This window comes from Acinetobacter defluvii (assembly GCF_001704615.3).
GTDB lineage: Bacteria > Pseudomonadota > Gammaproteobacteria > Pseudomonadales > Moraxellaceae > Acinetobacter > Acinetobacter defluvii.
Genome location: NZ_CP029397.2, coordinates 683020 through 697644 on the forward strand (window position 1 = coordinate 683020; position 14625 = coordinate 697644).

The 14625-nt window shown below is 36.2% G+C and carries 11 protein-coding genes and 2 pseudogenes; 6 read left to right on the forward strand and 7 right to left on the reverse strand.

Annotation, left to right across the window (positions count from 1 at the left end; translation table 11 throughout):
* Nucleotides 1–56: 56 nt before the first annotated feature.
* Entirely contained in the window at nucleotides 57–1520 is a 1464-nt protein-coding gene (locus DJ533_RS05640; protein ID WP_065994321.1) for a phospholipase D family protein, read from the forward strand.
* A 96-nt stretch (nucleotides 1521–1616) separates the two neighbouring features.
* Nucleotides 1617–3008, forward strand: coding sequence for a tetratricopeptide repeat protein (locus DJ533_RS05645; RefSeq protein ID WP_171488535.1), 1392 nt, complete (start codon nucleotides 1617–1619; stop codon nucleotides 3006–3008).
* A gap of 49 nt (nucleotides 3009–3057) precedes the next feature.
* Here DJ533_RS05645 and DJ533_RS05650 read toward each other — a convergent pair whose 3' ends face one another.
* Nucleotides 3058–3510: a hypothetical protein gene (locus tag DJ533_RS05650; protein WP_065994323.1), complete on the reverse strand. Its 453-nt coding sequence runs from the start codon at nucleotides 3508–3510 to the stop codon at nucleotides 3058–3060.
* Nucleotides 3511–3680: 170 nt separating this feature from the next.
* On the opposite strand from DJ533_RS05650, the gene DJ533_RS05655 reads away from it, so the two are divergent.
* Nucleotides 3681–4163 carry an RcnB family protein gene (locus DJ533_RS05655; protein WP_065994324.1) on the forward strand — a complete coding sequence of 161 codons (483 nt, stop codon included), beginning with the start codon at nucleotides 3681–3683 and terminating at the stop codon, nucleotides 4161–4163.
* Between the two features lie 54 nt (nucleotides 4164–4217).
* Here DJ533_RS05655 and DJ533_RS05660 read toward each other — a convergent pair.
* Nucleotides 4218–4487 (reverse strand): annotated as a pseudogene (locus tag DJ533_RS05660) (phosphate-starvation-inducible protein PsiE); the annotation flags it as partial.
* Between the two features lie 182 nt (nucleotides 4488–4669).
* Here DJ533_RS05660 and DJ533_RS05665 point away from each other — a divergent pair.
* From DJ533_RS05665 to DJ533_RS05675, 3 genes and pseudogenes are all read left to right on the forward strand, one after another.
* Nucleotides 4670–5464 carry a thioesterase family protein gene (locus DJ533_RS05665; RefSeq protein ID WP_065994325.1) on the forward strand — a complete coding sequence of 265 codons (795 nt, stop codon included), beginning with the start codon at nucleotides 4670–4672 and terminating at the stop codon, nucleotides 5462–5464.
* 296 nt (nucleotides 5465–5760) lie between these two features.
* A pseudogene (locus DJ533_RS05670) lies at nucleotides 5761–6165 on the forward strand (hypothetical protein); the annotation flags it as partial.
* A 175-nt stretch (nucleotides 6166–6340) separates the two neighbouring features.
* The gene (locus DJ533_RS05675) at nucleotides 6341–7102 is read left to right on the forward strand and encodes a hypothetical protein (RefSeq protein WP_065994326.1); all 762 of its coding nucleotides are present in this window, start codon (nucleotides 6341–6343) and stop codon (nucleotides 7100–7102) included.
* Nucleotides 7103–7233: 131 nt separating this feature from the next.
* Here the strand turns inward: DJ533_RS05675 and DJ533_RS05680 are convergent, their stop codons facing one another.
* The 5 genes from DJ533_RS05680 to DJ533_RS05700 form a co-directional block, all read right to left on the reverse strand.
* Entirely contained in the window at nucleotides 7234–10830 is a 3597-nt protein-coding gene (locus tag DJ533_RS05680; RefSeq protein WP_065994327.1) for an AAA family ATPase, read from the reverse strand.
* A gap of 9 nt (nucleotides 10831–10839) precedes the next feature.
* Nucleotides 10840–12093: an exonuclease SbcCD subunit D gene (locus DJ533_RS05685; protein ID WP_065994328.1), complete on the reverse strand. Its 1254-nt coding sequence runs from the start codon at nucleotides 12091–12093 to the stop codon at nucleotides 10840–10842.
* 134 nt (nucleotides 12094–12227) lie between these two features.
* Nucleotides 12228–12872 (reverse strand): hypothetical protein, encoded by a 645-nt coding sequence (locus tag DJ533_RS05690; RefSeq protein ID WP_065994329.1) that lies wholly within the window; start codon nucleotides 12870–12872, stop codon nucleotides 12228–12230.
* A 465-nt stretch (nucleotides 12873–13337) separates the two neighbouring features.
* Nucleotides 13338–13787 carry a DUF2147 domain-containing protein gene (locus DJ533_RS05695; protein ID WP_065994330.1) on the reverse strand — a complete coding sequence of 150 codons (450 nt, stop codon included), beginning with the start codon at nucleotides 13785–13787 and terminating at the stop codon, nucleotides 13338–13340.
* 305 nt (nucleotides 13788–14092) lie between these two features.
* Complete coding sequence (locus DJ533_RS05700) at nucleotides 14093–14557, reverse strand: DUF2147 domain-containing protein (RefSeq protein ID WP_407647727.1); 465 nt, start codon at nucleotides 14555–14557, stop codon at nucleotides 14093–14095.
* Nucleotides 14558–14625 lie beyond the last annotated feature (68 nt).

Below are 14625 nucleotides of genomic sequence, written 5' to 3' on the forward strand. Positions count from 1 at the left end.
ATTGAAAAATAAAGCAATTCAACCTAGTCTGCTTATAACAGACTAGGTTTTTTAATATGCGTATCTTCAATAAAATTCACAGTAAGTTGAATTGGTCTAAACGACGTTATTTAGGTTTAATTTGTGCAGTCTTGATCTTCGGATATTTATCTTCTGCGATCTATCATACAGTTAAACCTATACCAAGTGGACTGAACTTTACAGGTCCTTTACGCCATGCTGACGTGAAGTTTATTGCAGACCGAACCTATATGGATGCGCAAGGTAGACAACACTTAGACCATTATATTTTTGATGAAATTTTAAATCTCATTAAACAAGCCAAAACCACGATTGTCGTAGATATGTTTTTATTTAACCAAGAAATTGGTGATTCAAAACTTCAACATCGGGCATTGACGCATCAACTCACAGAAGCATTGATTAATCAAAAAGTGGTGAATCCAACCCTTGAAATTAAATTTATCACTGATCCAATCAACTCCGTTTATGGTGGGGTTGCTCCTGAACAATATCGGAAATTACGTCAAGGGGGCATTGAGGTGATTGAAACCAATCTCACACCACTTCGTGCATCCAATCCGACATGGTCAGGTTTTTGGTATTTATGTTGTCAAGACTTGGGAAATAATGCTGAAAAAGGCTGGTTGAATAATCCATTTGGCAAAGAGCCGATTACCATTCGTAGTTATTTAAATTTATTTAATTTCAAAGCCAATCATCGTAAAACCATTGTGGTGGATACCAATGAGGGGTGGAAAACCATTGTCACTTCGGCAAATCCACATGATGGGAGTTCTCGTCATTCTAATGTGGCATTGTTGGTGAATGGTGCTGTCGCAACTGATGTGTTGAAGTCTGAACAACCCGTAGCACAGATGTCAGGTGGAGATACACCTTTTGTGATCGTGGGCAAATTACCTGAAAATAGCAATAACCCACAAGTGCAAGTGCTGACGGAACAGGCGATTTATGATGCAGTTTTAAAAATGCTAAAAACTGCAAAAGCCAATGATCAGATCGACTTGGCAATGTTTTATTTATCTGAACGTAAGATCATAAAAGAATTAATCGCTGCAAAACAACGTGGCGCAAAGTTACGCATTTTACTGGATCCGAATAAAGATGCTTTTGGACGTCAGAAAAATGGCATACCCAATCGTCAAGTTGCATCAGAGCTCAATGATGCGGGTATTGATGTGCGTTGGTGTAATACCCAAGGGGAGCAATGTCATAGTAAGATGTTGATTAAACACAATGCTCAATCGGCTGAAATGGTTTTAGGCTCAGCAAATTTCACGGCACGTAATTTAAAAAATTATAATTTAGAAACTGATTTACGTGTTGTAGGCACCCCACAACAGCAAGTTTTTATTGATGCAGAGCAGTATTTTAATACGGCTTGGTCAAATTTAAATGATCGCCATATGAGTGTGGATTATTCGAAATATGCGGATGAATCGAAACTGAAATACGGTGTGTATCGTTTTATGGAGTGGAGTGGACTTTCAACATTCTGATTTAATTTATAAATTTGTAAATTATGTACTGAATGGTGAATGATTCAGTGCATAATTGCTGCTCAAAATAATTTAATTAAAAACTTGAGCTTAAATATGCAAAAAACTCTGCAAAAATATAAACTTTCGAAAAAATTTAAAGCACCATTTCTAAACCTAGTCCTTGCTGTTGCAATGTTGAGTTCAACTTCGGCTTTTGCGGAAAATCCTTTAGTCACGCAAGCGAAAGAGTTGCAAACAGGCAGTGAAAAAATCGGGATAGATCATCAAAAAGCCATTGCACTCCTCAAAAAAGCTTCAGATGAAGGGGATGCTGAGGCGATGTATTTGTTGAGTCAGTATTATCTTTCTACCAATGATTTTCGATATTTACCTGCAAATTATAAAATTAACAGAGATTTATTACTTAAGTCAGCAAAATTAGGCAATTGGGATGCGATTAGCCAATTAATGACTGAGGAGCGAGTTACGCAGGCATTCTCCATACCTGCACAGATGAAAAAAGAAATGAATGCGCTAAAACCTGTGATTGCGCGTGGTATTAAAAATAAAGATCCCAAAGCTTTTATTGCGATGGCAGATACTTTAGATGAGCCGTCAAATTATAGAGGTTTTAGTGCTGAACAATGTCAATGGTTATATCGAGGTTATCGTTTAGGGGATATATGGGATGCAGGTTACCGCTTAAAAAGTTGTGATGATGATGATTTAAAGAAAATGAAAGCACCATCATCACAAGAGTTTAGTCAGATTTATGATAATAATGTGCGTAAAGAAATTCAAAACTATAAACAGATAACCCAACCGACTTTAAAACAGAAAATGGCAGTTTTGGATAGAATTGGTTGGAATTTAACAGAGGAATTTACCGATTTTCCGACAAAAATTGAGAAGGAAATCAAAGATTTTTATATTCAGCAAGGTCAACGAGGCTATAGCGATGCTTATATACATCTTGTAAAAGATGACTATGATTTTAAAGTAAAAAAGCCTTGGTATGGAAAAGCTGCACAATTAAATAATCCCATTGCTTTAACTGAATTAGGCTATGCTTATTTATACCCTGAAGATGAAAAGCAAAAGCCAAATACTAAGCTCGGTATTCAGTATTTAGAAAAAGCGATTCAGTTAAATGATGCGGAGGCAATGAACTATTTAGCAGTGTGGTACACAGATCAAAGTGATAAACAACAAGATCAAGATAAAGCCAAACAGCTATATTTACATGCGGCACAGTTAGGTTCCGTTGATGCAATGCAAAACTTAGCTCGTGTTTTAGATGCGCCAGAAAGTTATAAATGGGCAAGCATCGCATTCCAGCATGGCGGTAAAGATGATGATATTTTACCGATGGCATATCAAGCATATGCTGAAGGTATTGGCGTAGAAAAAGATGCAAAAATTGCGGCTGAAGTACAGCAGCGCATAGATCGTATTGAAAATAATAGTCAAGCGATGAAAGAAGCGTGGGGACTTGGAGAAGAATAATTGAATAAAAAGCCAAAGTTTAACTTTGGCTTTTTATTTGTATCGCTTGTTATGGTTGCGGATTTGGTGACACCATTTTATCCAAATCTTTATCTGAGATTTTATCCAGTTCATGCAAATCAGTTTTAATTTTCCACTGACTTTCATCTTCAACAGGTTTTGGCAAACGCGCTTCTAACCAGTCACAGACCACATCGGGTGGAAAATCAGCATGATTACACTGAATCACCCATGCTAAAAATTGCTTCGCTTCACCATTCATATAAGGTGGTGGAGAAATAGGTAAAAACTGGGTGGGTAGACGCTCATTTTTAGAAATATAATTTAGCACATGTCCCAATTCTTGTACGGTTTGCCATGCAAGCGGATGATCGATATTAATCTGAAACTTAAACCACCACGCAGATTTACCATCTGTACCATAACTGTCGATAAAAGCTTTTTGCACACTGGGTACTTTACAAAAAAATTGATGTAGACGGTCAAAACTTAGTTCAGCCACAGCACAGCATCCATCAGACTAAAACAAATATCTTAGCAGATTGCAGTTAAAATGGTGTGTTTGAAAGATAGCGAATATTCAAATGAGATTTAACTTGTTTATAAAATATTCATTATTTATCTTTAATTTTATATTAAAATAACAACAACAGCATTTTGCTAGGGGGGGAGATGAAACATTTACTGAGTCTGAATGTCATAGTCGGTATATTGGGGATGATGTCTACTTCTGTATTTGCTGATGCTAAAGATTGGGTAGGCTATGGGAGTGTAGAGCGCTATCAACATCGTGTTCCTACAACCACTTATCAATACACAGATCAAAATGGTCTGACTAAAACCAAACAAATCCCGGTGAGACCACCGCAAAACTCAGGTCAATGGGGACATTATCCAAGTTATCCTCATTACCCAAATCGACCTTATCCAGTATATCCACAGCAAAATGGCGTTACCATTATTTATCGACAACAACTGCCGACAACGAATATTTACCATTCTGAGAGTCATGGTTATGTAAATGGTAATGGAACAATAGAAAGTTCACAGTATATGTTAATCAGTGATTGGCGACGTTATGGACTACCTGATCCTGAAGTAGGAATGCATTGGATATTTGAAAATGGACGATATCTACAAATACCCAATGATTAATCATATTTATTGTATTGTCTGATTTAGTAATTAAATCATGTGCCTATTAGCACTTTAAGCCAACTCATCATCTTCAGGTTTTGGCGTTTTACCATACGGTAATGGCTTATCACGATGTTTTTCCCGAATGACTGATGGGGGAATTTCCATGAAGCAAAACGAACCACTAAAATAGAAATCGCCAAAATTAAAATAGAATCTGTCAAAATCACCTGAACCATATCTGCTTTGTGATCCATGTTGAATATTAGAGAGGAGCAGAAGAGTCAGTAGGGTAATGGCGATATAAATCAAAAAACGAACAGTTATGTAATTGTTTTTAAATTAGATTTCAACAGAAAATTTTAAAAATAATCTTTAGAAGGTTTTAGTAAAATGCTGAACTATAGGGTTCACTATTTTGCTAAAAATTGGACATTTCTGTTTAAATTGAGTACAAAAATACAATGATTTAATTGTATAAATTACTGGAATATTATTTTAATTATCAAGATGCAGGGAAGAGTATGTCAAGCTATTATCAATTATTAAATCGTACTGTAGATGAACAAGGTGTAGTCACAGCACATTATCAGTCGACCATACATGCACAAGGGGCTTGGAATGAACACGAGCAACACATGGCACCCGCTACAGGGATTATTTGTGCTGAATTAGAACGATTTTCTCCTCGAGATGATGTGCGGATTGGACGGATCAGTTTAGATATTTTTGGGTTGATTGCTGCGGGTGAGTTTAGCATCCGAACAAAAGTAATTCGTGGTGGTAAAACCATAGAACTACTTGAGTCCGAAATGATTGCACAAGGAAAAATTTGTATCGTGGCAAGAACTTGGCGCATGATGACCAATAACAGTCAAAATGTCGCAGGCCTAGAAGATCAAAATATTGGCACACCTGAAAACTTGCCAATTTGGCAAGAAATTCGTCAGTGGCCAGGGGGATATATTCAATCTATAGAAGCACGTACAGAACAACGCCGCCAAGGTGCGGGTATTGTGTGGTTAAGCAATGCATTGGATATGGTTGAAGGTCAAAAAACCACAGACTTTGTCAAACTTATGGGCATGGTTGATACGGCGAATGGCATTGTGGCAAGACAAAAGCCACCTTTTAAATGGGGTTTCCCAAACTTAGATTTACAGATTCATTTATATCGTTTACCACAAGGTAAATGGTTAGGTTTAGAAACAGTACAGCAATATGGTGAAGATGGCATTGGCTTAACCAGTTCGGTATTACATGATGTGCATGGACCATTTGGACGCAGTGAGCAAATTTTAACGTTACGACCAATGTAAACAGGCTCTAAATGTTTAATAAATGGCGCAATAGTGTGAGTGAGTTTTAAACATTATTCTACAAATGATTACAAACCCTTAGTTTTGGTACAGTTTATACTGAGTTGAATAATTCTAACAACAGGATCATGCGATGAAATCACACTATTTACTCTATCTTATTTCTATAAGTTTGCTTGCTGCGTGTTCCTCACAACCTGTGATGCAACAAGGTAGCCAATGCTGAGCCTTATGCGCCTGCGCCAATACACAGCGCAAAAGCTTCAGCCATACAAGCAGAAAATATCAATCCTCATTTAGCATTATATCGTGATGGGAAAAACTATTTTCTTTCGGGAAATGATGGGTAAAGTTACTAGTTGCACTATAGCAACAGCAGCGCTCAAACCTTTGAAGTGGTGGCAAGTATCGATGGTTTGGATGTCCTCGATGGTCGCCAAGCTTCTCGTCAAAAAAGTGGATATGTACTCCGACCTTATAGTTCGATTTCGATTGAAGGATTTAGAAAAAGTCATGTTTCAGTTGCATCTTTTACATTTAGTTCACCACAACAATCTTATGCAGCCAATAGCAAACAGGGTTCGATTAAAAATACAGGGATTATTGGTACTGTGATTTATGAGTTAAAAGCACCGAAGGGTTATTCACCACAGCAGGATAAAGGATATGCAGCTGCACCAAATGCATTTCCAGCAGACTAAGTGATTTTTTAAGGATTGTATTTACATAAATGCAAAAAATAGCAATTGCTAAACTGAAATATACACAGGTATGCTGAATCCGATAATAATCTAAATGCCTTAAAATGACTGTTCAATTGAACTCAGCATCAATTTTGAAGCGTTGCTGAGTCGTATTTGAAAAAAGGTGATAAGAATGAAAATTATAAATTATTTTATCTGCTTGTTATTGTGTGTATTTCTTGCTGCTTGTAGTAAAAAACAATCACAAAATGATGTGTCCCATAATTCATCAACTACAGCCAGTGCGGATGTCGCTGCCGATGCTGCAAATAATGAGGTGGCGAGTGATGAAAAATTGGGAACCAAGTGGGGCGATGAAATCGGCTCACAAGTGACCGAAGTGGATTTAAAACGTAAGTCAAATTCTCCATTTGCAGAAACCCAAGTCCAATATGCGGATAAGCAATATCAGGGTAAACCCATTCAAGGTATATCTGTCGCAGGTGGGAAAATTAGTTTTACGATTATTGATGATCGTGGCGATACGATTCCTTTATATCGGGTCGGTTCAAACTATTATTTGGCTGGTCGGGAAGGACAAAGTTATCAACTGCATTATGAAAATAACACTAGTAAAACCTTTGAAATTGTGACCAGTGTAGATGGAATTGATGTCATTGATGGAAGTGCTGCTTCACGTAGTAACTCAGGTTATGTGCTACATGCGCATGACACATTAACCATCGAAGGTTTCCGTAAAAGTGCTGATGCGGTGGCTTCATTTACTTTTGGTAAACCTGAGGAATCCTATGCTGCAAACTCAGATAATGGTTCAATCGATAATGCAGGAATTATCGGTACAGTTGTGTATGAACTTGAAGCACCTGAAGAAAACAAAAAACCAATCAATAAATATGCACCACCACCGAATGCTTTCCCAGCAGATAAAGATTAATCCAAAAATCCATAAGGTATTTTTTAGTCAATGAAAATACCTTTTTAATTCACTTAGATAAAAGAAAAATCTATGAAAAAAATATTATAAAAGCAGATAGAAAACGCTGCTTTTATAACTTAAAGTATTTGTTAACTCACCACTTCAATGGTACTTGCACCCGCACCTAATGGTTTAACCTGAATTTGCACAGGAATTCGCTCATGCATTTCCTGAATATGGGAAATCAGTACAACTTTACGTCCTTGATTTTGTAATTGATCCAGTGCATTCATGACCATGTGTAAAGATGATGCATCCAAAGTACCAAAACCTTCATCAATAAACAGTGATTCAATTTTCATCGAACCTGATGCCATATTGGCAATTGCCAAAGAGAGGGCAAGCGCTGTGAGGAAAGATTCACCTCCCGAAAGTGAGGCGACTGAACGGGTTTCGCCATCCATATCATGGTCAATAATGGCTAAACTTAGAGAGTTTTCTAAACGTTTTAAAGTATAACGCTGTGACAACATCGTTAATTGTTGATTAGCATGTTCCAGTAAAATATCAAGGTTAAATTGTTGCGCATAGTCTCGGAATTTTTTACCTGTTGCATCTCCCATCAAGCCTGAAATCTTACTCCAACGGTGTTCTTCTTGCTGAATGTGCAAAATTTCATCTGCAAACTGTTTCTGCTTTTGTAAGTTACTTTGGTGTTTGGCAAGCTCAATTTTAATTTGATCACGAAGCTCAGATTGGGTTTTTAAGGATTCTGCATTCTCCAGCATCACGTGTTTTAATTGATTAAAATCAAGTTCAGGCTGTTGCAAAGCGTGTTCAGCCAATTGTGCTTGAATGGTTTTTAAAGCAGACTTTGCTTCATGTAGTAGACGTTCAATATCTTGTAATTGCTGACGGATTTGTTGTTCTTGCGCGGGACTGACTTGAGCCAATTCTGCTAAATCAGAGGCTTGAAAATCAGTATGAGCGTCCAACCAATTTTGAATCACATTGTTAACTTGGTTTAAATTATGCTGACTTTGTCGTTGCTGCGCTTGTAACTGCTCTAAACGACTTTTTTGCTGTTCAAATTCGGTGCGAGATTGATCAAACTGTTGCTTGTGCTGTTGATATTGCGATTGAATTTGCTGACGTTTTGTATCATGTTTAGCCAACCATTCATTCGGTTTAACATCCCTTAATCCTGTCATGGCTAAAATTAATTGATTGGCTTTTTCTGTATTTTTTTGACCTTTCAGTTTAATGGTATTTAAATTTTCTTGTGTTTCAGCAATGTGTTTCGCTGCATTTTCTAAGTTTAATATGGCCGAATGTAATTGCTGCGAGGTTTGGTCGAGTTGCAACTTTAACTGTGCTAATTGCTCTAATTGTTGAAATCGCTGCTCAAGTTGTTGATACAGATGTTGAGCTTGAAAGGTGGTTTTTTGTTGCCATTGCAATTTTTCAGCATCTGTTAAACAAGCAATAATATGTGAAACATTTTGCTGTAGGTTTTGTGCATTTTGTAGTAAATGTTCAGCCTGCTGAATATCTTGTGTTAATTGCTGTTGTGCTTTTAGATGTAAAATGAATTGGTTAATTTGAGCTTCAAAATGCTGGCAGTCCATTTGATTTTGCTGACTGATTTGTTCAAATTGCTTTGAAATTTCAGTTTGTGTTTGGTCTAAATTTAAGTTTATTTGTTCAGTTTTGCATTGTTCTCGCAATATTTTTGCAATTGCTTTTGTTTTCTCCACACTATTTTTTAGTGCAGTTTTGAATTGTTCTAATTCCGTATTGAGTTTGGTTTGTTGCTGTTGCTGTTGTTGCCAAATTTTTAAGGCTTCTTGTTCTTTGCTTAGTGCATGTTGCTGCTGCTGTTGTTGTAATTCAAATAGGGCTTTAGATACAACTGAATCATCCTTTTTATATGGGTGTGAAGTGCTACCACAAACCAGACAAGGTTCACCTTCTGTAAGTTCTGCACGTAAATTTTCTACATTTTCAGCATGTAAAAGTCTTTGTTGTTGCAAAACTTCTTGAAGTTTGAGACGTGCGTCTTTACTCGATTGAAATTCTTGTTCCGCAATTAAAGTACTTTTTTCGGTTTGCTGTAACTGTGCTGTGAGATAGTCTAATTTTTCTTGAATGTGTAAAGATTCGCTTTGTAGCTCAAAGTATTGATTAAGCTTTTGTTGAATTACACCCAATTGATTGTGGTGATTAAGTTTTAATTCACGTTGTTGTCGTACTTGTTCTAGTTGTTTTTCTAGTTGATCAAGCGTTCCAACGTGTGCAATGCATTGCTGTAATTCTGCTTTTTGAAGATTAAGCTTATATTCAGCATCTAGGGTGCAGCCGATTTGATTTTCAATATTTTGATAATGCTGAATAAATTTTGATAATTGTTGTAAATGAGCCGATAGTCCTTTATCTAAGTCTGTAAAGTGTTGTGTAGCTAAAAGCTCCGTATTGACATGTTCTTGTTTTCCTTGAATCTGCTGAATCTGTTGGTCAAGTTGTTGCTTTTGCTGAGTTAAAGGTTGTTGAGCTTGTACTAAATCCAATAGTTTTTTCTTTACTTGATTAAATTCAACGCCAATTCGTTCACGTTCTGAATTGCAATCTCGCACCTGATGAATAGCGCTAAGATTTTTATTTTCAAAATCTTGAATTTCAGTAAGTGCTGTTTCTGCTTGCAGATATTGAGTTTTTTGTGTTTCAAATACGGCAGCCAGATCATTAAAAACTTGTTGTTGCTGTTGAATCTGTGGTGCAAGGGCTTGTTCTGTTTTGAGAAATTGTTGTTGTTGAAACACGTTTGAACGAATTTCAGAGAATATTTCTAAACGATTTAGACGTTCGCGTTCAGAGGCTAATTTGTGTTGCTCATTTAAATATTGATCAACACTGCTTTGTTTTAGAATAATCTCTTGATCAAACTTTTGTTTACGTTCAAACCATTGCTGTTGTTTTTCCAGTTGAGATTTTTTCGCTTCTAACTTTTTATAATCTGTATCGACATTTTGAAATTGTGTATGAAGTTCCGCTACTGCTTCATCGGAGAGCACTTCGACATGACCAAGTAAATTTTCAAGCTCTTTGCGTTTAAGGGCAACAGCTTTAGTGCGTTCAAAAGCCAATTGACCAATTTTGGCAAAAATAGAAGAATTGGTTAAATATTCAAGTAATTCACCCCGTTCATTGTCACGTGCTTTTAAAAATGCCGTGACTTCAGATTGCGCTAAAAGTACCGCACGTGTGAATTGCTCAAAACTCAATTGCGTGATTTTAAAAATACTACTATCAACGGCTTTGGCTTTATCTGCAACGACCACGCCATCTGTAAGACATTTTAAATAGCGTTGTACGCTTTGTAATTTACCATCGGCTTTTTCACGTGAACGTTTCAACTCCCAACGAGCCAAATAATGTTTTTGATCTTGTGCAATAAAAGTCAGTTCCGAAAAACCATGTGCAGTGCCACGACGTAAAACAGTTAAAGGTGAGTTGGTTAAAAGTTCTGAACCATCGATATCTTGTAGTTTGCCATCGCTATCTTTTAGGCGTGGAATTTTGTTGAAAAGAGCAAGGCACATCGCATCCAAAATAGTGGACTTGCCTGCACCTGTTTTTCCAACAATCGCCACTAAGCCTGCTGAAGCCAAAGGTTCAGATTCAAAATCAATAAAATGCTCACCCGAAAGAGATGCTAAGTTTTTTAAACGGATAGATAAAATTTTCATGACAAATTCTTAACCTTTATGCTCATCTTCAAGTGATTTTTCGGCTTCATGAACCAAGCTTAAAAAGTCCTTCAGTACAGCATCATCATTGGCATAACCATTTTTCTCCCAAATTTGTTGGAAGAGTTTTTCAGGTGTTGGTGGTTCTAAACTGACTTGAACTGTGTCATCTGCATCTTTTTCTATTGCGAAATACTGACGAGAAATACGCACTAAACGATAGCGATTTGTAGGCAATGCATCTTCGAATTGTTGTCTTAGATTAGGCTGTGGTGGGACATCGGTATGGTATTCAATATCGACATATTCACGTTGATCAATTTCGGTAATTTCACCGCTTTCTAAGCCTCTTAATTGGGTGAAAACCTCATTTAGTTCGCCTTTGATTTTATGCAGTTTGATACTGCGAGGAATGCTAATCGCTTCATATTGAAAACGTAATTCATCGTTTTTTGCTGGATCAATTGTCACTTCAACAATCTGATGTTTATAATTTATTTCACTAAATGACAAGGGAATCGGTGAACCACTATAACGAATATGTGTTTGTCCTACTTTTTGCGGTTTATGTAAATGACCAAGTGCCACATAGTCAATCACATCATCAAACAATGCAGTGGACAACGCTTCTTCATTACCAATAATGATAGGACGTTCAGAGTCAGAGGTTTCTCCCCCCTGCATATGGGCATGTGACATTAAAATCAGTGCTTGATCATCTGTTTTGCGTTGTTTGGCTGCAGCAATAAGTTGTTGATGTAAATAGGCAATGGCATTTTGACTGTTGGTGGTTTGTTCATTAAACCCGGTAATTTCCGCAGGACGCAAAAAGGGCAGCGCTAAGCACCAAGCTACTATATTTTTATTTTCATCATAAATTGGAACAATTAAACGATCTAAATCAAAATCACCTTCAGCATTTTTATGAATCACACCGACTGTTTTTGCATTATATTTTTCAAGTAAAGGTTCAACTTGTTCGATGCGATAACCAGAATCATGATTGCCTGCAATCATTAAGGTTTGCATGTGCGGTGCAAGTGCATGTGCATCTGCGAGAAATTGATAAAGTTGTTTTTGGGCACTGGATGCAGGATTGATCACATCGAAGATATCTCCTGCGATCAGCAGGGCATGGGGTTGTTTGGCTTTAATTTGTTCAAGTAACCATGCGAGGAATTGTTCATGTTCGTACTGACGAGAATGGTGATAGAAAAATTGCCCTAAATGCCAATCCGAAGTATGAAAAAAACGTACAGTCATGTGAACTCAAACAGGAAAAATAGCCATAATAACCTTAGCATATTTTAGAGTGAAACAATGCCTGAATTGCGCTTTACATATGATGAAGTGCATTCAACTTTTGAACAATCTGGATAAATGAGTACTTGATTGATTTAACGATACTGAGATTTCATTTTCCTTAAAGCATTGAGAAGATAATATTGACGTTCATCGTTTAAAGACTCACCAAAGGTAATTGAACTTTTCCCTTCCATTACAATAGCTTCTTGGTCATAGCGTTGAAAGATTGGGCGTGTCGTACCACTGTGAATATTTGAAATATCACGCCATAGAAACTCTGTTTTACGTCCAATTGAGCCAACGCCTGTAAAAATAACTCCACCTTCACGATTAGCATGGATTTCCACTTTCCCAAATACACTCATTAAGATCATTCTCAACATAAACAATGTTCCGATCAGAAAAGGAATACCAAAGAGGGAATCAGATAAACTGAATTCATGATTGGCAATTTGTGATCCATAAATTGAACCAAGTGAAAATCCTGCCCAAACACAAGTAAATGGAATCAAATATAAGGCAGCAGCACTGCGTGTGGTTGCACCTACAATGACTTCATTGGGTTGGGGCTCATACCAAGCACCATGAGGAGGTTGATTAATTTGAAATTTTGAGTCAGACGTATCTAAGCCTTCAGATGCTTTAAATACATTTTCGCAGCTTATACATTTTGCAATATTGTCTTGAATGTTGATATTTTCATTTAAAATGGATGAATTACATTTTGGGCATTTCATTATTCGGGATTACCAATTTTATTTTAAGTTAATCAAATGATAAAAATACATTATTCTAGATTTTAGTGTGTGATTTTTCCTAAAAATATCACGCTTTATTTATTTTTCAGTCTTTGACCCAAATCGATAATTTTAAAAGAACAGGTAAATGTATTGATTTCCATAATACATCGCTAAAGTTTGATCAGCGTTGGAGTAAACTTCCGTACATATTAGTTATTTTGATTTGATGTATTCAGTTGGTAAGCCTTCGACTTCTGTAAATATCAACCAAAGACTTTACTATAAAATTTTATTTCTCGTTCAAGAGTTGCTTTAAAAAGTATGCTAGCTATTTTGCCTAAAACTTAAATCTGAGTAAGTATTGAAAATACTTTACTGATTTGTAAATTTTGTATTGGCAGAACGATCTAGCATACAGTTTAGAATTAAACATGAGGTACTTACATTAATAAACCTAGAAAATTATTCAACACGGATCCAGGTTTGACTACGCCCTAAAACCGCAGTACCTAAATAACCTCTTAATCTTAAAATTTTACCATTTTGATTTAATTTGGCTTTAAGGTTATACGTCTTACCAGTTAAAGGATCAAGGATTTTGCCCTGATCATAGTCTTTATCCTTAATATGCTTAAGTCCCGTAATAATGTTTAGACCAAGCACAGGTTTGTTGGTATAAGGTGCAGGACAGTTTACACACAGCTCTTTGGGAGTATAACCTGGTCTTGGTGTGATTTTGATAATCGTACCTGTATATCTTCCAACACTATCTTTTTTAAAGGAAATTTGAGCCTTTGCCTCACCAGATTGATCATCAATTTGTTGCCAAATACCTGAAATATCTTGTGCTAAAGCCAATGTACTTATACAAAAGCCCAGCAGGAATGTTGCGATTTTTATTTGAGTTTTCATCTTACTTTCCCTGTGAATAAGATATGAGATTAAATGCAATGAGGCATTCATAAAACATGAAAAGTAGCTAATGGTCAAGCCATAGTTGTGAGTGCTGTAGTCGCTTATTTGTAATGAAAGTTTCAAATAAATTTGTTATTTGAACAATAAAATAATGTTTTAGAAGGCTGTTAAAAATGTGTTAACGATATTAATTTTTAAAGTGTTATTATCTAAATTTGGACATCCTTGTCTATTTATTTAGATTCACTAACGACGCTTAAAATGCTACTTATAAAATAAAATCGGTCGTGTTCACACTCATTTTATTGAACTCTGATCCAAGTTTGGCTACGTCCAATAGTTGAAAATCCATAATAACCACGAATATTAAGTTTACTGCCATTTTGCGACATTTTTGCTTTTAAACTATATAAACGTCCTGTGTTTGGATCTAAGATTTTGCCTTTATCATATTCAAAATCATTAACTTTTTGCAGATTTGTAATTGCTTTCATACCTATAATAGGCTTATTGGTATAAGGTGCGGGACAATTTACACATAATTCTTTCGGTTGATACCCGACCCGTGGTGTCACTTTGGTAATAATGCCGTAGTATGTACCGTTCGCATCTTTCTTAATCTCTACAATACCTTTCGGTGAGCCTGTTTTATCATCAATACTTTGCCAAGAGCCTATAATATCTTGTGCACAAATTGCTGTACTTATACAGGTTAAAGTACCCACCGCAAGCATTTTAAATACATTTTTCATAGTACGTTTTCTCATTCACATTGCAATTTTTGATATTGTACAAATGTTCATTAATTATGATGAGTTTGCCATATTATTTAAAT

Excerpts from the sequence above, each read along its gene's own strand:
- DJ533_RS05640 (WP_065994321.1), top strand. The coding sequence starts at position 57 with ATGCGTATCTTCAATAAAATTCACAGTAAGTTGAATTGGTCTAAACGA.
- DJ533_RS05645 (WP_171488535.1), top strand. The coding sequence starts at position 1,617 with ATGCAAAAAACTCTGCAAAAATATAAACTTTCGAAAAAATTTAAAGCA.
- DJ533_RS05655 (WP_065994324.1), top strand. The coding sequence starts at position 3,681 with ATGAAACATTTACTGAGTCTGAATGTCATAGTCGGTATATTGGGGATG.
- DJ533_RS05665 (WP_065994325.1), top strand. The coding sequence starts at position 4,670 with ATGTCAAGCTATTATCAATTATTAAATCGTACTGTAGATGAACAAGGT.
- DJ533_RS05675 (WP_065994326.1), top strand. The coding sequence starts at position 6,341 with ATGAAAATTATAAATTATTTTATCTGCTTGTTATTGTGTGTATTTCTT.
- DJ533_RS05680 (WP_065994327.1), bottom strand. The coding sequence starts at position 10,830 with ATGAAAATTTTATCTATCCGTTTAAAAAACTTAGCATCTCTTTCGGGT.
- DJ533_RS05685 (WP_065994328.1), bottom strand. The coding sequence starts at position 12,093 with ATGACTGTACGTTTTTTTCATACTTCGGATTGGCATTTAGGGCAATTT.
- DJ533_RS05690 (WP_065994329.1), bottom strand. The coding sequence starts at position 12,872 with ATGAAATGCCCAAAATGTAATTCATCCATTTTAAATGAAAATATCAAC.
- DJ533_RS05695 (WP_065994330.1), bottom strand. The coding sequence starts at position 13,787 with ATGAAAACTCAAATAAAAATCGCAACATTCCTGCTGGGCTTTTGTATA.
- DJ533_RS05700 (WP_407647727.1), bottom strand. The coding sequence starts at position 14,557 with ATGAGAAAACGTACTATGAAAAATGTATTTAAAATGCTTGCGGTGGGT.